Below are 19280 nucleotides of genomic sequence, written 5' to 3'. Positions count from 1 at the left end.
ATGTCCACCACGGTGCACGCCCCGCGGGGCAACCGGGAGCAGGCCCGGGCCGAGGCGTGGCGGCGGCGGATGCCGCTGCTGCCGGCCCTCGTCTTCACCATCCTCCTGACCCAGATCCCGTTCCTGATCACCATCTGGTACTCCCTGCGGTCCTGGAACCTGCTCAACCCCGACTCCGACGTCTTCGTCGGGCTGCGGAACTACGTCTCGATCTTCACGGACTCCACGTTCCGCTCCGTCGCGCTGAACAGCGTGCTCTACACGCTCGGGTGCGTCGCCATTGCGATGCTGCTCGGGATCGGGCTGGCCCTGCTGCTGGACCGCAAGTTCCTGGGCCAGGGCATCGTCCGCACGCTGCTGATCACCCCGTTCCTGATCATGCCCGTGGTGAGCGCCATCCTGTGGTCGATCTCGATGTTCAACCCGACCTACGGCCTGGTGAACTGGCTGATCGGACTGGTCGGCATCTCCCCGGTCGCGTGGACGTCGCAGTTCCCGTTCCTGTCCGTGCTGGTCGCGCTGATCTGGCAGTGGACGCCGTTCATGATGCTGCTCGTGCTGGCGGGGCTGCAGAGCCAGCCGCGCGACGTGCTCGAGGCCGCGTCCGTCGACGGCGCGTCCAAGCTGCACACGTTCGGGTACATCACGCTGCCGCACCTGCGCCGCTACATCGAGCTGGGCGTCCTGCTCGGCGCGATCTACGTGGTCAACACGTTCGACCAGATCTACCTCATGACGGCCGGCGGACCGGGCACGCAGAGCGCCAACCTGCCCTTCTACATCTACCAGCGCGCCTTCCTGGGCTTCGACGTCGGCCAGGCCGCGGCGATGGGCGTCGTCGTCGTGATCGCGACCATCCTGATCGCGAGCGTCGCGCTGCGCCTGATCTTCAAGAGCTTCATGAGCACGGAGGACTGACCGATGGCCACCGATACCCTCAACCCCGCGCCCCCGGCCCCGGCGGGTCCGAAGCAGGCGCCCCGCACGGCGCGCGGCCGCGGGCGCGGCGCCCGCGGTGCCGCCCTGACGGTCTTCACCTGGGCGGTCGCGCTCGTCTTCTTCATGCCCGTGCTGTGGATGGTCCTGACCTCCTTCAAGCAGGAGGCGGACGCCGCGTCGAACCCGCCCACGTTCTGGTTCGTCCCGACGCTGGACCAGTACGCCGCGATCCTCGGCCCGACGACGGGCGCGTACTTCCTGAACTCCGCCATCGCCACGGTCGTCTCGACCGCGATCGTGCTGGTGCTGGCCGTGCCCGCCGCGTACGCGCTGAGCATCCGGCCGGTGGCCAAGACGAAGGACGTGCTGTTCTTCTTCATCTCCACGCGCATGCTGCCGGTCGTGGCTGTGATCGTGCCGATCTACGTCGTGGCCGGTCGCCTGCGGGTCCTGGACAACGTGTGGGTCCTGGTCCTGCTCTACGCCGCGATGAACCTGCCGCTGGCCGTGTGGATGATGCGCTCGTTCTTCCAGGAGGTCCCGAAGGAGGTCCTCGAGGCCGCCCAGATGGACGGGGCGTCCCTGATGACGACGATGCGCCGGATCCTGCTGCCCATGGTCGCCCCGGGCGTCGCCGCCACGGCCCTGCTGTGCGTGATCTTCGCCTGGAACGAGTTCTTCTTCGCCCTGAACCTCACCGCGGTCGAGGCGGCCACGGTCCCGGTCATGCTGGTGTCCACCATGACCAGCGAGGGCCTGTTCCTGGCCCGGCTCTCCGCCGCGAGCGTGCTGGCGTCCCTGCCGGTCGTCATCGCCGGCTGGGTGGCCCAGAAGCAGCTGGTCCGCGGCCTGTCGATGGGCGCCATCAAGTAGGCCGCGGGGCGAGGCGACCCGGCCGGTGCGGGGTCCCCGCCGCGGGTGAGGGCCCGGTCCGTACGAGGCGACCCGGCCGGTGCGGGGCCCCCGCCGCGTGTGGGGCCCCGGCCGGTACGAGACGCCCCGACCGGTACGAGGCGACCCGCCGCGTGCGAGACACCCCGGCATACCAGGGCGTCTCGCGCACGGCGGGTCGTTTCGCGCACGGCGGGTCGTTTCGCGCACGGCGGGTCGTCTCGCGTCCAGCCGCCCCGCCGCACCGGCGCCGCACCGCCGCTTCCGGCGATCCCCAGCGAGGTCCGGCCGCGGCCCGACCGTGGACGCCGGAAGGCCCGGCTCCCCGAGGGGGAGCCGGGCCTTCGCATGTGCACTCATGGGTGAGCGCCCGCCGGTGCGACGCCGGCCGTCCGGGCGCCGGCCACGCCGTGCGCACGGGCCGTCCGGGCGCGCCGGTCAGGGCCGCACGACCGCCTTGAGCGCCCCGTCGCGCCGGCCGGCGACGAGCGCGTCGCCCACGCCGTCGAGCCCGTGGCGGGACGTGACCAGGCCGTCCAGGTCGACCGCGCCGGACGCGGCCAGGCGCACCGCCGTCGGCCACGTGTTCGCGTACCGGAACGTGCCGGTGACGGAGAGCTGGCGGTTCTGCAGCAGCGGCACCGGTAGCGCGAGCGTGTCGATCCCCATGCCGACCAGCACGGCCCGCCCGGCAGGAGCGAGGCGCCGGAGGCCGGAGAGGACCGCGGGCTCGGCGCCCGTGGCGTCGATGAACACGTCGTAGCCGGAGCCCGGAAACGGGCCGGCCGGGTCGGGGGCGTCGGCGGCCGCGAACGCGGCCGTGGCGCCATAGCGGCGCGCGGCCTCCAGCCGCTCGCGGCGCGAGTCGGTGACGACGACGTCGGCGGCCCCGGCCAGCGCGGCGCACCGCGCGGCGAGCAGGCCCACGGGCCCGGCCCCGGCGACGAGCACCCGCGAGCCGAGCCCCACCCCGCCGGAGCGGACGGCCGCGATCCCCACGGAGAGCGGCTCCAGCAGGGCCGCGGCCTCGTCGGAGACGGAGTCGGGGACCGGGTGGCAGAAGGCGGCCGGATGGACCGCGTATTCGCAAAACACCCCGTCCACGGGCGGGGTCGCGAAGAACCGCACGGCGGGGTCCAGGTTGTAGCGGCCGGCCAGCGTCTCGGGCGAGAACGGCTCCGGCACGCCCGGCTCCAGGGACACGCGCTCGCCGACGCGGGCCGGGTCGACGCCGGGGCCGACCGCGGCGATCCGCCCGGAGGGCTCGTGCCCGAGGACCAGCGGGCCGTCGACGGTGAAGTCCCCGATCCGCCCGTGCTCGAAGTAGTGGGTGTCGGAGCCGCAGACGCCCACGGCGAGGATCCGGACGAGGACCTCGCCGGGGCCGGGGGAGGGGACGGGCCGCTCCTCGACGGACAGCCGGCCGGGGGCCTCCAGGACGGAGGCGCGCATGGTCGGGGGAGGCGCGGCGGCCGCGCCTCCCCGGGCTTCGGTGTGCACTGGGGTCCCTCCGGTCAGTCGGGCAGGCGCTGGCCGGTGGCGACGTCGAAGAGGTGCACGTGGTCCAGGGTCGGGGAGACCCACACGGTGGTGCCCGCCTGCGGGGGCGTGCGCCCGTCCGTGCGGACCACGATCTCGTGGGCGCCGGGGCCCCCGTCGTCGTCGGCGCCGTCGGCCGTCTCGACGGGCAGGACGGTGTCCGCCGCCGCCGTCGGGGCGAGGTGCCCGTAGACGTAGGCGTCGGCGCCGAGCTCCTCGACGACGTCGACCTCGAGCGGCAGGCCCTCGCCCTCGGGGCCGGGGCGCAGGTCCTCCGGGCGGATGCCGACCGACACCGAATCGCCGGTCAGCGCCTCGCGCTGGGCGGGCGTCAGCGGGAGGGACAGCGTCCCGAAGACGGCGGCGCCGTCGCGGACGCCGGCGCGGAACAGGTTCATGGCCGGGGAGCCGATGAACCCGGCGACGAACTCCGTGGCCGGCCGGTCGTAGAGGTTGCGGGGCGTGTCGACCTGCATCAGGACGCCGTCCTTGAGCACCGCCACGCGGTCGCCCATCGTCATGGCCTCGACCTGGTCGTGGGTGACGTAGACCGTGGTGACGCCCAGCCGCCGGGTCAGGGACGCGATCTGGGTGCGGGTCTGCACGCGCAATTTCGCGTCGAGGTTGGACAGCGGCTCGTCCATGAGGAACACGTGCGGCGAGCGGACGATCGCCCGGCCCATGGCCACGCGCTGGCGCTGGCCGCCGGAGAGGGCCTTCGGCTTGCGGTCCAGGTACTGGGTCAGGTCCAGGATCTTGGCGGCCTCCTCGACACGGCGCCGCCGCTCGTCCGCGGGGACCTTGGCGATCTTCAGGGCGAAGCCCATGTTCTCCGCCACGGACATGTGGGGGTAGAGCGCGTAGTTCTGGAACACCATGGCGATGTCCCGGTCCTTCGGCGGCACGTGGGTCACGTCGCGGTCGCCGATGCTGATGGTCCCGGACGTCACCTCCTCGAGGCCGGCGAGCATGCGCAGGGTGGTGGACTTCCCGCAGCCGGACGGGCCGACGAGGACCAGGAACTCGCCGTCGGCGATCTCCAGGTTCAGGTCGGTGACCGAGGGGCGCTCGGCCCCCGGGTACTGGCAGGTGACGTTGTCGTAGGACACGGCGGACATTCGGGCCTCTTTCCCGGCAGGTACGTGCCGGACGATCCGGGGAGAAGGGCGGCGCGGGCGGTGACGTGCACCACTCACAAATGAGATGTTAGCAGGTAATCATTTGTGATGGCCATGGGCGGCGAGGCCGCGCCCGGCGTCCCCGGGTCGCCGGGCGCGACGAGGGCCCCAAGCCATTGGGGGGAACGGCTTGGGGCCCTCTCATCACTCGCACCTTCGTGAGGCGTGTTCCACGCTAGCGGCGGACCCTATGCGGGAACTGTGCCTCCCGTATGCATCGGCTGGCCCCCGGCTACAGCCGCTTGCCGGCGGTCAGCGACGCGGCCATGAACTCCGCCACGACCTTCTGCGAGATCGAGACGTCGAGCACGAAGACGCCGTCGTCGTCCGCCTCCAGCCACTCGCGCAGGGCGCGCAGGTCGGCGAGCGTGCGCACCTTGGCGCCGGAGGCGCCGAGGGCGCGGCCGACGGCGGCGAAGTCCACCTCGTCGATGAGCATCGCGGTCGGGTCCAGGCCCTTGGACGCGTACTGGTGCAGCTCCGCGCCGTAGGCCGAGTCGTTGAGGACGACGACGACGCCGCGGCGGGTCGCCCGCAGGAACGTCTCGAAGTCGGCCAGGCCCATGAGCCCGCCGCCGTCGCCGGAGACGAACACGGTGGTCCGGTCCGGGCGGGCCACGGAGACCCCCGCCGCGGAGCCGAAGCCCAGCCCGATGGACTGGAACGCCGTCCCGACGAGCACCATCGCCTGCGGGTCCGGTACGGAGAGGTACATCGGGGCCCAGCCGATGAAGTGCCCGCCGTCCATGACCACCGAGCGTTCCGCCGGGAGGATGTCCTCGAGGGCCGCGACGACGGCCCGCGGGTTCAGCCGGCCGTCCGGCCCGAACTCGGCCGGGTCCTCGACGGGCTCGGAGCCGCGGAAGGCCTCCCCGGCGACCTCGGGCACGGCGGCGCGCCACGTGCCGGACTCCTCCGCGGCCGGGATGCGGCCGGCCAGCCCCTCGAGGAACGGCGCCAGGTCCGCGCGCACGTACTCGGTGACGGCCGGGTGGGCCGTCTCCGGCTCGTTGTCCACGCGGATGACGCGGGCGTCCGGGCCGAACAGGGTCCCGTAGCGGGACTGGAACGCGTTGAGGGAGGCCCCGGCGACGAGCACGACGTCGGCCTGCCGGACCAGCTCCAGGCGGTGGTCGCGGGTGAACCCGCCGGCGATGCCCAGGTCCCAGGGCGAATCGACGAGGTTCGCCGCCATCACGGAGGTCGCGAACAGGGCGCCCAGCCGGTCGCCGACCTCGCGCAGCGCGCCGGCCGCGCCGGCCAGGACGACGCCGCGCCCGCCCAGCACCAGGGGGCGGCGTGCCGCCCGCAGGACGCCCGCGATGCGCTCCAGCTCCTCCGGGGCCGCGTTCCAGGCCGGCTTGGCCGGAAGCGGCTCGAGCTCCACCTGCTCCGTCAGCGGTGCGGTGGCCAGGTCGTAGGGCAGGGCGAGCACGACGGGCTGGACGGTCCGGACCGCCAGGTCGAAGGCCCGGTGCGCCATGGCGGTCGCGTTCTCCGGCGTCGCCACCAGGGTCGTCACGCCGACGGCCTCCGCGGCGCCGGCCTGGTCGATGTCGAAGGGGCGCGGGCCCGCGGTCGGGGCGTCGCCGACCACGAGCACGAGCGGCACGCGCGCCATCCGGGCCTCGGCCAGGGCCGTGTAGGTGTTGGTGAAGCCGGCGCCGTACGTCGTCGTCGCCGCCGCGACGCGCCCGGTGGCCCGGTGGTACGCGTCCGCCATGGTGACCGTGGCGGCCTCGTGGCGGGCGGACGTGAACGGGAAGCCGCCGTACGTGAGGTGGCTGATCACGTGGGCGTTGCCGTTGCCCATGAGCCCGAAGAGGTGGTCCGTGCGCTCGGCGATGACCTCGGCGACGGCCGAGGAGACGGTGTGGGGGGACGCTGCGGGCATCGTGGGTCCTTCCGGCGTGGCGTTCCGCGGCAGGCGCGCCGCATGACTCACCACGAGGGTGCGGTGGCCCCGGTCACCCGCGCAAGAGCTCGCTTCCCGATTGCGACAGGTGCCCAGGAAAGGCGTCTATGCGTGCCAAAATGCTCACCATGCACCGACTTGACGCCCTCGATGCCCGCATCCTCCTGGCCCTCGACGACGACCCGTCGGCGACGATCCTCGCGCTGGCCCAGCGGCTCGGCGTCGCCCGGAACACCGTCCACGCGCGGCTGCGCCGACTGACCGACGGCGGGGTCCTGCGCTCGTTCAGCCAGCGCGTGGACCCGCGCTCCCTCGGCTACGACCTCGTGGCGTTCGTCGAGCTGTCCATCCGGCAGGGGATGGGCGACGAGGCCATGGCCGGCCTGCGCCGGATCCCGGAGATCATCGAGATCTACTCCGCCACCGGGGACGCGGACCTGCGCCTGCGCGTGGCCGCCCGCGACACGGTGGACCTGCACCGGATCACCACCCTGATGCTGGAGACGCCCGGGGTCCTGCGCTCCAGCACGTCGATCGGGCTGCTCGAGGTCATGCCGCTGCGCCTGACCGGGCTGCTCGAGCAGGCGGCCGGGGAGGGGTAGGGGCGGGGGGCGGGCGGGGCGCCGGCCGTTCCCCCGGCCGCGCGGGGCACCGCGCCGCCGCCGCCCGGCCCGCCCGCCTCAGTTCAGGAGGGCGACGCGGTCCAGCATCAGCTCCTCGTAGCGCCGGGTCATCCGCCCCAGCGAGAAGCGCCGGGCGTGGACCAGGGCGTGCGTGCCGGGCAGGCGGGACGCACGGAGCGCGGCCCGGGCCAGGTCCTGCGGTGCGGGGCCCTCGGCGATGGTCCCCGTGCCGGGCGCGATGAGCTCCTCCGCGGAGGGGCTGGGCAGCGACGCGACCGGCGTGCCGCAGGCCATCGCCTCGAGGGCCGCGTGCGGGAACGGCTCCTCCCACTGCGGGGCGTGGAGGAACACGGAGGCGGAGGCCAGATGCGGCGCCAGGTCCTCCGGGCGGATGTGCCCCAGGTACCGGTGCTGGCCGCCAAGGCGCGGGACCACCTCCTCGGTGAAGTAGTCGGCGTCCTCGACCCAGCCGGCCAGGGTCAGGCGCAGCCCCGCGGTGGTGGCCGCCTCGAGGGCCACGTGCGTGCCCTTCTCGGGGGCGATGCGGCCGGCCCACACGGCCGTCCCCGGCTCCCGGGACTCGACGGGGCGCCACCAGCCCGTGTCCACGCCGGGGTGGACCGTCTCCATCCGGGGGATGTGCTGGGCCCAGGCCGACCGGTTGGCCTCGGAGAGCGTGACGTGGGCGTGCAGGGGATCCGAGCGCAGGCCGCCGCGGAGGGCCATGCGGACGCGGTGCGACCGGCGGAAGTAGTGCACGTGGACGGCGGGCCGCCCGGCCAGGCGCTCCGGCACCACGGGGCTGTCGGAGGCGTTGAGCACGACGTCGAACCCGCCCGCGTCGACGAGGTCCATGGCCTCGTGCATCGCGGAGTCCAGCCGCGCGTTGAGGAAGCGCTGCGATTCGCCCTCGGCGGGGTAGCCGGAGATGTCGAACACCGCCTCCATGGTGTCGACGAGGGCGGTCGACGGGACCTGGCTGCCCTCCTTCGCGAAGACCGTCACGTGGTGCCCGCGGCGGTGCAGGGCCGCGGCCAGCTGCGCCGTCTGGGACTCGACGGCCCCCGGGAAAGGCACCACCAGCGGGTGGTGGGGGCGGGCGATCACGGCGATGCGCAGCCGGTCCTCGGGGAGCGGCCCGTCCGTCGGGGGGAACGCCGGGGCCGCGGTACGTTCGGTCTCGTCGCGCCGGGAGTCGTGGAACAGCAGCATGGGGCCACCAACCTCTGTCTGGGTGGCCGCACGGGGGAAATCCGGGTGCCACGAATCGGACATGGGGCCCGTGGCTGAACCGGCATGTGGGAACCACTCTACGGCACCCGGTCCCGCGCCGCGCGACGGCGTCTGCCCGCTTACTCCCAGTGGGTCGTGGCAGGCTGCCCCGTGATCCCCTCGACGAGCTGGGCGGCGAGGTCGCGCAGCTTGATGTTGCGGTGCGAGGAGGCGTCGCGCAGGATGCCGAAGGCCTCCGCCTGCGTGCACTTGTTCTGCGCGATCACGATGCCCACGGCCAGGTCGATGACCGTCCGGGACTCCAGGGCCGCCCGCAGGTCGTCCCTGCCCTGGGCCAGCCGGCCCATGCGCACGGCCAGCCGCAGGGAGGTCGATGCCTGCTCGGCGTAGGCGATGGCGCGGGCCATCATCTCCCCGTCGAAGGCGGAGGGCTCGGTGGCGTAGAGGTTCAGGCCCCCATTGCCGTCGTCGAGCGCAACGGGCACACCCAGAATGGACCGGATCCCGCTCTGGCGCACCTCGGCCAGGTACCCGGCCCACTCCATTTCCGTCTCCGTGTCCAGCACATGGGTCAGGTGGTTCGTCCGGGCGGCCCGCAGGCACGGCCCGTCGCCGTACTTGTACTGCGTCTCGTCGAGCTCCAGCGCCTTGGGCCCGCTGCTCGCCACGGTCGCCATGTCCTTGTCGCGCAGCAGGGTCACGCCGCAGTGCACCACGAGGCCATCGCCACTGAGGGAATCGGCGGCATGGCGGGCCAGCCAACCGAGGAACTCGTCGACGTCCGCGCTCTGCAGAACCAGTTCCTGGAGCGAGGCGCCGGCGTCGGCCCAATCGGTGGCGCGGCCGGTGGTTTGGCCCTGCTCGGTCATGTCCACTCCTCACGTCGTCGGGCGGTTCCGACACCAGTAGACACCCCCGGGACGGCGTGCGGGAACAGTCCCCGGCGGGTGTGGGCGGGCCCCGCCGCGCGTCCCGGCCGGCTCCCGCCGAGGAGCCGATCCGCGACACGGCGGGCGGGGCACCCTCATTGGGGGTGTCGCGGCGTGTGAACCGGGCGGGAGACTGGCGCCAGCGGTGGTTCTCGGGACAAGGGAGCGCGTCATGGGCGGTAAGGACTGGCGGCGGGTGGCGGGCGCCCTGGCCTCGAGTGCGGCGCTGGCCGTCGGACTGGCGGCCTGTACGACCGCCGGGACCGGCTCCGCGACCGCCCCGGACACCGCGGGGCCGGCCCCGAGCACGTCCCTCGCGGCGACGGGCGGCGGCGGCGCCGCGACGGAGCCCGCGGAGGACGGGGAGGACGGTGTCCTGGACACGCCACGGCTCTCGGCGTCCGCGGCGATGCAGGCGGCCGGGGCGGCCCTGGCCCGGTGCGAGGACGACGACCTGCCGTTCGTGTCCGTCGCCGTCGTCGATCGGTTCGGCCAGTTCCACGCGCTCGTCCGCGGCGACAACGCCGCCGAGCACACGATCGAGACCGCGCGGCTGAAGGCGTACACGGCCGCGGCGTTCGGGGCCAACACGTCGGAGCTGGCCGGGCGCGCCCAGGGCGACGGCGCGACCATCCGGGACATCCCCGGCACGATCTTCCTCGGCGGCGGCGTGACCGTCCGGTCCGGGGACCAGCCGATCGCCGGCATCGGCGTCGGGGGCGCCCCGAGCGGCGAGGCCGACGAGGCCTGCGCCCAGGCGGGCCTCGATGCCATCTCGGGTTCCCTCAACCGGTAGGGGACCCGACCCGATCGGCCGCGCCCCGGGCCTGCCGCGCGTCAGGCCCGGGGCGCGGCACTGCCCTTGGGCGCGACGCCGATCTCCCCGGGGGCTCCAGGACGGCCCACGTGGTCGGGTCCATCCGTTCGGGGTCCTGGGCCTTCCGGGCGGCGCCGGGGACGTCGTCCTGTCAGCCGGTGTGCCGCCCCTCGAGCTTGTCCCGCAGCCGGTCGACCATGCCGACGCCGGCGCCCACGCTCTTGTGGAACAGCTCCGCGTGCGGGGCCGAGGGGTGCGGCCGGGTGGGCGCCACCTTCTTGGCCTCCTCGACCTTCGCGCCCAGGTCCATGAGCGTCGCCGCGGGGATGTGGGCCCGCAGCTTCGGGAACTGCTCGGTCTCCTCGTCCTGGGCGTGGTGCCGCAGTTGCTCCTCCAGTTCCCCCACGAGCTGCAGGAAGGACGCGTCGCCGGCGTCGGCGTCCTCGAGGCGCTTCATCAGCTCGACGATCTCCTGGTGCTCCTTCTTGTCGTGCTCCACGTCCTCGCTGCCGTCGGGGACGTGCTCCTCCACGACCGGGTAGACGTGCATTTCCTCGGCGACGGCGTGCCGCATCACCTCGGCGATGACGGTGTCCGCCAGGTCCCGGCGCTCGTCGGGATCCGCGGCGCCCTTGATCCCGCCGATCAGCTCGACCATCTCGCGGTGGTCGGCGGTGAGGATGTCGACGACGTCCCGCCCGGCGGTGTGGGTCTCGGTCATGGTGGCCCTCCTGGTGTTCCGCGGTGACTGGGACACTGCGTCCCCCGTGTCCGCCAAGCTAGGCACGCGCCCGGGGGACGACAACCCTTCGCGAAACGGCGGCCGGAGACCGTCGCGTCACTCCGACAGGGCCGTGACCCCGGCCAGCAGGGCCGCGTACAGGCCCAGCCCGACCAGGAACCACACGAAGCTCGAGCCGCGCCCCTCGGGCAATTCCTCCTTGAACACGTTCAACAGGATCGACCCGCCCAGAAACGCCGTCAGCAGCGCGACCACCAGCGTGCTCGTGGGGGCGAAGGCCATGCCGAAGACCCAGCCGCCGACCAGGGAGGCCGCGAGCAGCACCCGCCCCTGCCGCCGGAACCGCCGGGGGTAGTGCTCCTGCAGGGAGCGGTCCGTGAGGATGAAGTGCAGGCCCATGGCCACGGTGAACAGCAGGGCGAAGAGCAGGCCGGTGCGCACGCGGAGGGCCATCGTGTACGTGATCAGCCCGTTGTAGACCATGAACGAGCCCAGGTGGAGCGCATACGCCCCGGCGGAGCCGTTCCCCCCACCGCGGGCCCTGCTGGAGCGGGCGAGGCGGTCCAGGCCGTAGAACGCCGTGAAGCCGGCGAGGGCGACCAGGAAGATCGCCAGCTCCAGCAGCGGCGTCGGCTCCAAGACGTCGGAGAGGGCCTCGCCCACCGCCTCGTTCCCGGCCGCGATCTCGGGGAGCAGGTGCAGGAACACGTACGCGACGGCGAGACCGCCGGCGAAAGAGCCGGTGTACCGCTCGGGGACGGCGGGCAGCCCGCGCACGTGCGGTGCGGCCAGATGGAGCCCGGCCAGGACCAGGGTCAGCCCGAGGGCCCAGGCCAGGGAGTGCCAGAGGTCCGCGATCATGGGGTTCCTTCGCCGTCGTGTGCCATCCCCAGGCATGGTCCACGACGCGGCCCCGCACGGAAAGGCGAATTGCAGCGTTGCAGCCAGTACGGCCGGAGCGCGCCGGCCGCTGTACAGTCTGCTCACCCCGCGAGGAACCGAGGCACGCATTGGCAGCAGCGAGCGAACAGCGCGACGTCGTCGTCGACGGCGCCGCCGTGCGCGTCCACACGTCCGGGACGGGGCGGACGGCCTAAGTCCTCGTCCACGGGCTGGGCGTCTCCTCGCGCTACTTCCGCCCGCTGGCCGAGCGGCTGTCCCGGGAGGCCACGGTGCACAACGTGGACCTGCCGGGCCACGGGAGGGTCCCCAAGCCCGACCGCCCGCTGTCGGTGCCCGACTACGCGCGCGTGCTGGGGGCCGCCCTGGAGGCGCTGGGGATCGAGGGGCCTGTGCTGGTCGGGCACTCCATGGGGGCGCAAATCGTCGTGGAGCTGGCCGTGGCCCGACCGGACGTCGCCGGCGTGGTGCTCCTGGGCCCCACGAACCACGCGGCGGAGCGCGGCTTCTGGAGGCAGGCGCTCCGGCTGGGGCAGGACACGCTGCGGGAGCCGCCCGCCGTGAACGCGGTCGTGTTCAGCGACTATCTCTTCCGGTGCGGCCCGGCCTGGTACCTGAAGAGCGTCCCGGCGATGCTGGGCCACCACATCGAGGACTCCATCGGCGGGGTCCGGGCCCGAGTGCTGATCGCCCGCGGGCAGAGGGACCCCATCGCCCCGCGGCGCTGGATCGAGGACCTGGCGCGGCTGGCCCCCCGCGCGGACACCGTGGAGGTGGCCGGCGAACCCACATCGTGATGATGCGGGCCGCGGACGCGGTCGCCGCCTGGTGCCGCAGCCTGGCGGAGGTGCGGTGATGGGCCTTGGCGAGCTCGTCCTCAGGGGCCGCGCGTGGTGCGCCGACTACGCCTACGTCGCGTACTGGCAGGCCCACGCGTTCCTGTTCCCCGCCCGGTACCGCCACTTCCTTGAGGGGACCCGGCCCGGCGCGGCTCCTGTCGTCCTGATCCCGGGCATCTACGAGACCTGGCAGTTCCTGCATCCGATCGCGGAGCGGCTGCACCGGGCCGGCCACCCCGTCCACGTGGTCAAGGGCCTGGGCTACAACCGCGGCAGCGTGCCGCTCATGGCGGCGGTCGTCGCGGACTACCTGGAGGCGAACGACCTGCGCGGTGTGCTGTTCGTGGCGCACAGCAAGGGTGGGCTCATCGGGAAGTACGTGATGAGCGCGTCGGACCAGGCGTGGCGCGTGGCCGGCATGACCGCGATCAACACCCCGTTCTCGGGCTCGGTCTACGCGCGCTTCGCGCCGCTGCCCCGGCTGCGCGACTTCTCCCCGCGCAATGCGGGGCTGCTCAGGCTGGCGGGCAACCTGGAGGTCAACCACCGGATCGCCTCCGTGTACAGCGCCTTCGATCCGCATATCCCGGGCGGGAGCCACCTGGAGGGCGCCTCCAACATCCGGCTGGAGTCGATGGGGCACTTCCGCCCGATCCGCGACCCGCGTCTGCTCTCCGTCGTGGAACGGCAGGTGTCCGGCCGGCACTGACGGGCGCCGACCCGGCCCCGCGCCCGCGGTCCCGCGCTCCGCGGGCCCGCGCTTGCGGCAACTCTGGCCGCGCGGGACCGGCGAACCTACCGTGAGGAAAGTCAGGAGTGGAACACCAACGGGCCGGCCGGCACCCGCGAAGCCTGCCGGACCGCGCCCCCTACGGAAGGACCACCATGAGCATCCCAGCAACACCCGCCGCGCGCACCGGCCGCACCGCCGTCCAAAAGGCCGCCGCCGCCGTCGGCGTCGTCTTCCTGCTGGTCGGCGTCCTCGGGTTCATCCCCGGCGTCACGACCAACTTCGACCAGATGTCCTTCGCCGGGCACGACTCCGAGTCGATGCTTCTGGGCATCTTCCAGGTGTCCGTCCTGCACAACATCGTCCACCTGTTGTTCGGCATCGTGGGACTGGCCTGCGCCAAGTCCGCCACGGGCTCCAAGCACTACCTGCTGTGGGGCGGAGTCGTGTACCTGGTCCTGTGGATCTACGGGCTGGTCATCGGCCACGACACCCCCGCGAACTTCGTGCCCGTGAACACGGCCGACAACTGGCTGCACTTCGTCCTGGGCGTCGCCATGGTCGGGCTCGCCCTCGTGCTGGGCCGCCACCTGCGGACCGCCGATCCCAGCGTGGGCATGCGCTAGACGTAGTCCCCACGGACCTTGTGAAGAGCGTGGCGTGACGTCGGCGGCGAGGCCCTCCGGTGCCGAGGTGGGGACCACGCCCCACCCGGCCACCGGGGGCCCCCCGGCCTCGCCGTCGAGTAGGCTCGCGGCTCGCCGTGCTGGGCTGTCAGCCCTCGAGCGGAGGGGCCTCGGGCAGGTCGAGTTCGGTGCCGGCGTAGTGGTTGAAGTAGTTGGTGTAGAGGTTCACACCGATGTGCACGAACGCTTCCGCGAGCTCCTCCTCGCTCCAGCCGGCCTCGAGGGCCGCGTCCCAGGCCGCGTCCGAGACGTGGCCGGTCGTGGCGGCGGCCTCCCGGGCGAGGCCGGTGATGGCCGCGAGCTTTGCGTCGAATTCGACTTCTCCGGCCCGGAGGGCCAGCATTTCGGCGGTGTCCAGGCCGGCTTTTGCACCCGCGGCGGTGTGTGCGGCTTGGCAGTAGTCGCAGCCGTTCTGGTTGCCGACGGCCAGGGCGATGGCCTCGCGCGTCCGCGCGTCGAACGTGCCGTGCTCGGCGATGGCCTGTTGGATGCCGGAGTAGGCGGCGATGACGGCGGGGGACTGGGCCATCCCTGCGTGGATGTTGAGCAGCTTGCCCATCTTCTTCTCCAGCGCTGTGGCGTGGGTCCGTGAGCCCTCGGGCGCGGTGTCGGCGGCCAGGGTGGGGATGCGGGGCATGGTGGTGCTCCTTTCGGTAGGGGTGTGGTTCCGGCGGCCGCCGGTCATGCGGGCGGCTTCCGGGCGTGGAACAGGGCGTAGCCGACGGCGCCGGCCTGGGCCTCCCGGCGCACGGCGGCCGTGTAGCGCCGAACGGCAGCGGGATCGAGGCCCGCGGCGTCCAGGGCGGCGGGGGCGGCCCATGCGGCTGTGGCGAGGCGCGCGTCGATCCGGTCGAGCAGCGCCAGCAGCGCGGGCGCGTGGTCCTCGGAGTGGACGACGGCGAGGCCCGCGCTCCGGAGCAGGGTCCGGTAGTCGTCGGGGTCGCGGGCGTCGGCCACGCAGGCGATCCAGGAGGTGGTGTCGGTCAGGGCCGGTGGGAGCCGGCCGCCGGCGACGGTGACGTCGGTGAGGCCGAGGGCGCCGCGGGGGCGCAGGACGCGGGCGAACTCCGCGGCGGCCGCCGCCTTGTCGGGGAACGTGCAGAATGCGCACTCGCACACCACGGCGTCGAAGGTGCCGTCCGCGAAGGGGAGGCGTTCGGCGTCCGCGACCCGGAACCGGACCTGTCCGCCCAGCCCGTTCCGCGCCGCGGCCGCCGACGCGCGTTCGATCTGGGCCGTTCCCAGGTCGACGCCCTCGACCCGGCACCCGAACTCGCGGGCGAGCAGCAGGGCCGTGCCGCCCCCGCCGCAGGCGACGTCGAGGACCGTGTCGCCGGGGGCCAGCCTCAAGCGCCGGGCCAGCGTCCGGGTCAGGGCCGGGCCGCCGGGATGGTGGCTGGGGCCGAGCAGCAGGGCGGCGGCGTCCGAGCCGTAGGCGCCGGAGCAGCAGGCCTTCAGTTCCTCCGGGGCCGTCCCCTGCGCGGCCCCGGCGTCGTGCCCCGCGCTCACCGCCGCACCGCCGGCATCCCGAGGTTCGTCTGCCCGGTACCGGCCGTTCTCGCGGCCCCCGGGGCCGCCGCGGCCGTCTTGGAGCCGTGCGCCGTCTCCGCCAGCATCCCCTGGATGCCCGCCGCGTTGGGGGCGACGTCGGCGACGGCGACGCCGGACATCTGGGCCCGGACCTGCTCCCGGTAACCGACCGAGTTGTACGCGCAGAAGGGGATGAGCCGACCGTCCGGCGTGATCTCCTCGACGCAGCATTTCATCAGCTGCCGCACGTTGAGCGTGTAGGGGTCCTGGAAGTCCTGGACGACGATCATGAACGCCTTGTCCTCGAGTTCGCGCGCCGCGGCCGGGAGGTCGATCCCGCAGGATTCGCACTCCAGCTGGGCGGCCGCCGCCTCCAGGCTCCGCGCCGTCCCGCCCGAGCCCATGCTCGCGGAGGCGCTCCACAGTGATTCGAGCGCGGATTGCACGGCCGGGTCGGGCATGACCCGGTTGGAGACGTAGTCCATGTAGTCGTCGAGGTCGATCAGCCGCGGGATGGGCACCACGGTCGTCTCCCGGTCCTGTCCCTGGTCCACGAGCAGGTAGGTGATGGAGCGGCACGTCGGCGAGCAGCACGGGACGGGGAAGAAGTCCGCGGGGATCATCCAGTCGGGGCACTGCTCCGCCACGAGCCGGATGACGTCGGGGTTGGTCAGGCGGGTCAGCGGGTCGAACTCCACGTGGCGGCCCGAATGGGTGACGGGCTGGAACGCCACGGAGCGGACGGCCGGGTGCCCGATGCCGAACCGCACGATGTCCCCGAGTTCGTGTTCGTTCAGGCCACGTTCGACGGCGGCCACGAGCGTCACCGTCAGCCCGGCCTCCGCGCAGTGGTCCAGGGCCCGGCGCTTGCGCTCGCGCAGGTCCTTGCCGCGGATCTCGAGGTGCGTCCGCTCGGAGAACCCATCGAATTGCAGGTAGACGTTGACGTTCTTGCCCTCGGTGCGGTTTCGCTCCCCGAGCGCCATCGCGAACGCGCGGTCCGAGGCCAACCGGATGCCGTTGGTGTTGACGTTCACGGTGGTGATCGGGCGCGCCTGGGCCAGGTCGATGAAGCGCAGCAGGTCCTTGTGGATGGTCGGCTCACCGCCGGAGAACATCACGACCTCCGGCTCGCCCTCCGCGGCGACGAAGGCGTCGAGCATCGTGGCGCATTGCTCGGGCGTGATGGAGTAGCCGTCCGGCTGGTGGCCGGAGTCGGCGAAGCAGATCGGGCAGTCGAGGTTGCAGTTCGTGTTGACCTCGATGACGCCGAGGCACGCGTGCTGCTTGTGGGCCGGGCACAGGCCGCAGTCGCTGGGGCATCCGTCCACGACCTCCGTCTGCGTGGCCAGCGGCAGCGTGCCGGGCTTGTTGTACTTCGCGGAGGACACGTACGCGTCCGCGTCGCTGTAGACCAGGGCTTCGAAGGTGATGACGCTCATCGAAATTCCCCGGTTGGTGCTCGGTGAATGTCCCCAGTCGCGGGGTTTAGGTTAGCAGCGTTTTCGGGGTGCCTGTAGTGGCTCGGCGGAGCTGTTCGGCGGCGTCGTGGTGGGCTCGGAGCCGGTAGGAGTCCCCGTCCAGGTTCAGGACCACGGAGCGGTGCAGGAGCCGGTCGAGCATGGCGGCGGCGACGGTGGTGTCGCCGAGGATCTCGCCCCAGGCCCCGACGGGCCGGTTGGTGGTGATCACGATGCTGGTCTTGAGGTAGCGCTGGTTGATGACCTGGAACAGGGCCGAGGCGGCCTCCCCGGGCAGGGGCAGGTACCCGAGCTCGTCGATGACCAGCAGGGTGGGGCCGGCGAAGAAGCGCATGGTGGTGGCCCACCGGCCCTCAATCGCGGCCTTGTGGCAGCGGGCGGCCAGGTCGGCCGCGGAGGTGAAGTAGGTGCGGTATCCGGCCTCGACGGCGGCGCGGGCCAGCCCGGCGGCGAGGTGGGTCTTGCCGGTGCCGGGCGGGCCGATGAGCAGCACGTTGGTCGCGTTCTCGAGCCACCGGCAGGTGGCCAGCTCGTTGATCAGGGACCGGTCGACGCCCTGGGCGTGGTCGGTGTCGAACCCGGCCAGGGTAGCCGGGGTGGGGATGCTGGCGAAGCGCAGCCGTCCGGCCAGGCGCCGGGCCTCGGCGCTGTCGACCTCGACGGCCAACAGGCGCTCGAGGGTCTCGGTCATCGACCAGCCGTCGGCGCGGGCCTGGTCCAGGACGGCGGGCAGCGCCTCGGCGGCCCCGGCGAGCTTGAGCGTGGCCAGATGGGCGCGCAGCCGCTGGTAGGTGGCCGCCTGCGCGTTCGTGGACGGAACGGCGGCCGGGGTGGGGGTGGTGGTCATGGCAGGTAGCTCTTTCGTTGGGCGGCGGCCTCGTAGGCGGCCAGGTCGATCACGGAGGCCTCCGGCGCCGCGGGGCGCCCGAGCAGGGCGTCGGCGGCGGCGCGGGCGGCGGCCCCGGGCGGGATGCGTTCCTTGCGGCGGTGGGGCTTGGCCGTGTTCACCGCGGCCATCGCCGCCGCGTTCAGGGCGATGACGTGTCCGGTGTCGCGGATGGTGGCGCCCAAGCCCGGCTCGGCGATGCGGTGCCGGGCCACGACCGCGTTCCCGGAGCGGATCTGCAGGTGCCCGGCACCGACCCGGTGGGTGACCACGACCCTGGCCGCGGCCAGCTCCGGGGGCACGGAGTACCGGTTGCCGCGCCAGGAGACCAGGCCCTGCCGTGAGGCGGTGCGCTCGTCCTGGACCGCGACCGGGTAGGCGGCCGCCGGGGCGGGGCGCAACACCTCCACCTCGGCCATCGCCGCCACCGTGCTCCAGCCCTGGGGCCCGCGGCGCCGGCGGGCGTCCTGGGACTGGGCGAAGGCCAACACGCTCGCCTGGGCGGCCTCGAAGCCCGTCTCATCGGGCAGGGTGCGCCACCAGCGTTGCGCGGCGGTGTGGTTGTTCTTCTCCACCACGCCCTTGCGGTGCCCGGACCGGGGCGGGCAGAGGAGCACCTCGACGCCGTGGTGCTTGGCGAAGCCGGCGAAGGCGGGGTTGATGTCCCCACTGCCGGCAACCGCGACGGTTCCCATCCGGTCGAAGCGCCAGGCCCGGGTCAGGCCCCCGAGCAGGGCGATGAGCGTGGTGATGGCCTCCATCAGGTGCGCGTGGTCCATCGATTCTGCCAGCACGGCCCGCCACTTGCCCGAGTGCGGCAGCGAGCCCACCAGCAGCAGCGCCTTGCGCCCCGGCCCCCAGCCGGACGGCGGGTCGGGCAGCTCGAGCCAGTCGAACTGGGTCTCCTCCCCGGGCGGGTGCTCGATCACCGCGTTCGGGCGCTCGGTGACCTTCCCGCACGCCACGCACGCCGGGCGCAGCCCGCGGGCGCGGATCTGGCGGGTCAGCGTCTGGTACGAGCGGTCATAGCCCAGCCCGGCCAGCTCGTCGAACAGGGTCAACGCCCACAAGTGCGGGTCCTCGGCCAGCCGGGCGGTGACGTAGGCCTCGAACCGGGCGAAAACATCCGGTCCGGAGCGGCGGCGCATCCCCGGGGTCCGTTCCCCGTTGAGGTAGGCGCGGACGGTCTTGCGGTCCCGCCCCGTGTGTTTGGCGATGCGGCTGATGCTCCAGCCGCGCTCTTTCAACGCGTGGATCTCCACGTCTTCCTTCCATGGCAGCATGAAGGGACGGGCCTTTCTCGAAAGCCGGTGTGTGGTCAGAGACCACCAGCTTCGGGGAGGGCCCGCCCCTATTCAGGGACTGACACGAACTGGGGAAATTCAGTGAGCGCCGGGTGGGGAATTTCGATGAGCGTGATCA

The 19280-nt window shown here is 73.1% G+C and carries 18 protein-coding genes and 1 pseudogene; 7 read left to right on the top strand and 12 right to left on the bottom strand.

Annotated elements, in window-relative coordinates; translation table 11 throughout:
- Positions 1-918, top strand: coding sequence for a carbohydrate ABC transporter permease (locus tag AC1Q5D_RS16085; RefSeq protein ID WP_481739465.1), 918 nt, complete (start codon positions 1-3; stop codon positions 916-918).
- A 3-nt stretch (positions 919-921) separates the two neighbouring features.
- Positions 922-1812, top strand: a complete 891-nt coding sequence (locus tag AC1Q5D_RS16080; protein WP_481739464.1) for a carbohydrate ABC transporter permease — start codon at positions 922-924, stop codon at positions 1810-1812.
- Positions 1813-2268: 456 nt separating this feature from the next.
- Here the strand turns inward: AC1Q5D_RS16080 and AC1Q5D_RS16075 are convergent, their stop codons facing one another.
- The 3 genes from AC1Q5D_RS16075 to AC1Q5D_RS16065 all read right to left on the bottom strand — a co-directional run bounded on the left by AC1Q5D_RS16075 (position 2269) and on the right by AC1Q5D_RS16065 (position 6441).
- Entirely contained in the window at positions 2269-3282 is a 1014-nt protein-coding gene (locus AC1Q5D_RS16075) for an NAD(P)-dependent alcohol dehydrogenase (RefSeq protein ID WP_481739501.1), read from the bottom strand.
- 62 nt (positions 3283-3344) lie between these two features.
- A complete protein-coding gene (locus AC1Q5D_RS16070; protein ID WP_481739463.1) occupies positions 3345-4487 on the bottom strand; it encodes an ABC transporter ATP-binding protein in 1143 nt (380 codons plus the stop codon).
- 292 nt (positions 4488-4779) lie between these two features.
- Entirely contained in the window at positions 4780-6441 is a 1662-nt protein-coding gene (locus AC1Q5D_RS16065; protein ID WP_481739462.1) for a thiamine pyrophosphate-binding protein, read from the bottom strand.
- A gap of 140 nt (positions 6442-6581) precedes the next feature.
- Here AC1Q5D_RS16065 and AC1Q5D_RS16060 point away from each other — a divergent pair, with 140 nt between their 5' ends.
- Positions 6582-7064 carry an Lrp/AsnC family transcriptional regulator gene (locus AC1Q5D_RS16060; protein WP_481739500.1) on the top strand — a complete coding sequence of 161 codons (483 nt, stop codon included), beginning with the start codon at positions 6582-6584 and terminating at the stop codon, positions 7062-7064.
- A gap of 78 nt (positions 7065-7142) precedes the next feature.
- Here the strand turns inward: AC1Q5D_RS16060 and AC1Q5D_RS16055 are convergent, their stop codons facing one another.
- Positions 7143-8297, bottom strand: a complete 1155-nt coding sequence (locus tag AC1Q5D_RS16055) for a glycosyltransferase (protein WP_481739461.1) — start codon at positions 8295-8297, stop codon at positions 7143-7145.
- Positions 8298-8437: 140 nt separating this feature from the next.
- The gene (locus AC1Q5D_RS16050) at positions 8438-9187 is read right to left on the bottom strand and encodes an ANTAR domain-containing protein (protein WP_481739460.1); all 750 of its coding nucleotides are present in this window, start codon (positions 9185-9187) and stop codon (positions 8438-8440) included.
- Between the two features lie 232 nt (positions 9188-9419).
- Between AC1Q5D_RS16050 and AC1Q5D_RS16045 the strand changes: the two genes are divergently transcribed.
- Positions 9420-10043, top strand: coding sequence for a GlcG/HbpS family heme-binding protein (locus tag AC1Q5D_RS16045; protein WP_481739459.1), 624 nt, complete (start codon positions 9420-9422; stop codon positions 10041-10043).
- Between the two features lie 172 nt (positions 10044-10215).
- Here AC1Q5D_RS16045 and AC1Q5D_RS16040 read toward each other — a convergent pair whose 3' ends face one another.
- On the bottom strand, positions 10216-10785 hold the full coding sequence (locus tag AC1Q5D_RS16040; protein WP_481739458.1) for a hemerythrin domain-containing protein: 570 nt from the start codon (positions 10783-10785) through the stop codon (positions 10216-10218).
- A 117-nt stretch (positions 10786-10902) separates the two neighbouring features.
- Positions 10903-11667, bottom strand: coding sequence for a hypothetical protein (locus AC1Q5D_RS16035; protein ID WP_481739457.1), 765 nt, complete (start codon positions 11665-11667; stop codon positions 10903-10905).
- Between the two features lie 248 nt (positions 11668-11915).
- On the opposite strand from AC1Q5D_RS16035, the pseudogene AC1Q5D_RS16030 reads away from it, so the two are divergent.
- The 3 genes and pseudogenes from AC1Q5D_RS16030 to AC1Q5D_RS16020 form a co-directional block, all read left to right on the top strand.
- Positions 11916-12503 (top strand): annotated as a pseudogene (locus AC1Q5D_RS16030) (alpha/beta fold hydrolase); the annotation flags it as partial.
- Positions 12504-12561: 58 nt separating this feature from the next.
- Positions 12562-13254, top strand: a complete 693-nt coding sequence (locus AC1Q5D_RS16025; protein WP_481739456.1) for an esterase/lipase family protein — start codon at positions 12562-12564, stop codon at positions 13252-13254.
- Between the two features lie 176 nt (positions 13255-13430).
- Positions 13431-13901, top strand: coding sequence for a DUF4383 domain-containing protein (locus AC1Q5D_RS16020; RefSeq protein WP_481739455.1), 471 nt, complete (start codon positions 13431-13433; stop codon positions 13899-13901).
- A 148-nt stretch (positions 13902-14049) separates the two neighbouring features.
- On the opposite strand, the gene AC1Q5D_RS16015 is transcribed toward AC1Q5D_RS16020, so the two are convergent.
- Genes AC1Q5D_RS16015 through AC1Q5D_RS15995 form a run of 5 tightly spaced genes read right to left on the bottom strand, consistent with a single transcriptional unit; the run spans position 14050 to position 19141 of the window.
- Positions 14050-14598 (bottom strand): carboxymuconolactone decarboxylase family protein, encoded by a 549-nt coding sequence (locus AC1Q5D_RS16015; RefSeq protein ID WP_481739454.1) that lies wholly within the window; start codon positions 14596-14598, stop codon positions 14050-14052.
- A 44-nt stretch (positions 14599-14642) separates the two neighbouring features.
- Positions 14643-15470 carry a class I SAM-dependent methyltransferase gene (locus AC1Q5D_RS16010; RefSeq protein WP_481739453.1) on the bottom strand — a complete coding sequence of 276 codons (828 nt, stop codon included), beginning with the start codon at positions 15468-15470 and terminating at the stop codon, positions 14643-14645.
- On the bottom strand, positions 15467-16933 hold the full coding sequence (locus tag AC1Q5D_RS16005; protein WP_481739452.1) for a radical SAM protein: 1467 nt from the start codon (positions 16931-16933) through the stop codon (positions 15467-15469). Before AC1Q5D_RS16005 ends, AC1Q5D_RS16010 begins: the two co-directional genes overlap by 4 nt.
- 46 nt (positions 16934-16979) lie before the next feature.
- Positions 16980-17819 carry an IS21-like element helper ATPase IstB gene (gene istB / locus AC1Q5D_RS16000; RefSeq protein ID WP_481739329.1) on the bottom strand — a complete coding sequence of 280 codons (840 nt, stop codon included), beginning with the start codon at positions 17817-17819 and terminating at the stop codon, positions 16980-16982.
- Positions 17816-19141 (bottom strand): IS21/IS408/IS1162 family transposase, encoded by a 1326-nt coding sequence (locus AC1Q5D_RS15995; RefSeq protein WP_481739330.1) that lies wholly within the window; start codon positions 19139-19141, stop codon positions 17816-17818. The genes istB and AC1Q5D_RS15995 overlap by 4 nt, the downstream gene beginning before the upstream one ends.
- Positions 19142-19280: the final 139 nt, after the last annotated feature.

It is taken from the genome of Arthrobacter paludis (genome assembly GCF_056782315.1).
Note: the sequence above shows the minus strand (reverse complement) of the source record. Positions and strands in the feature narration are given on the sequence as shown.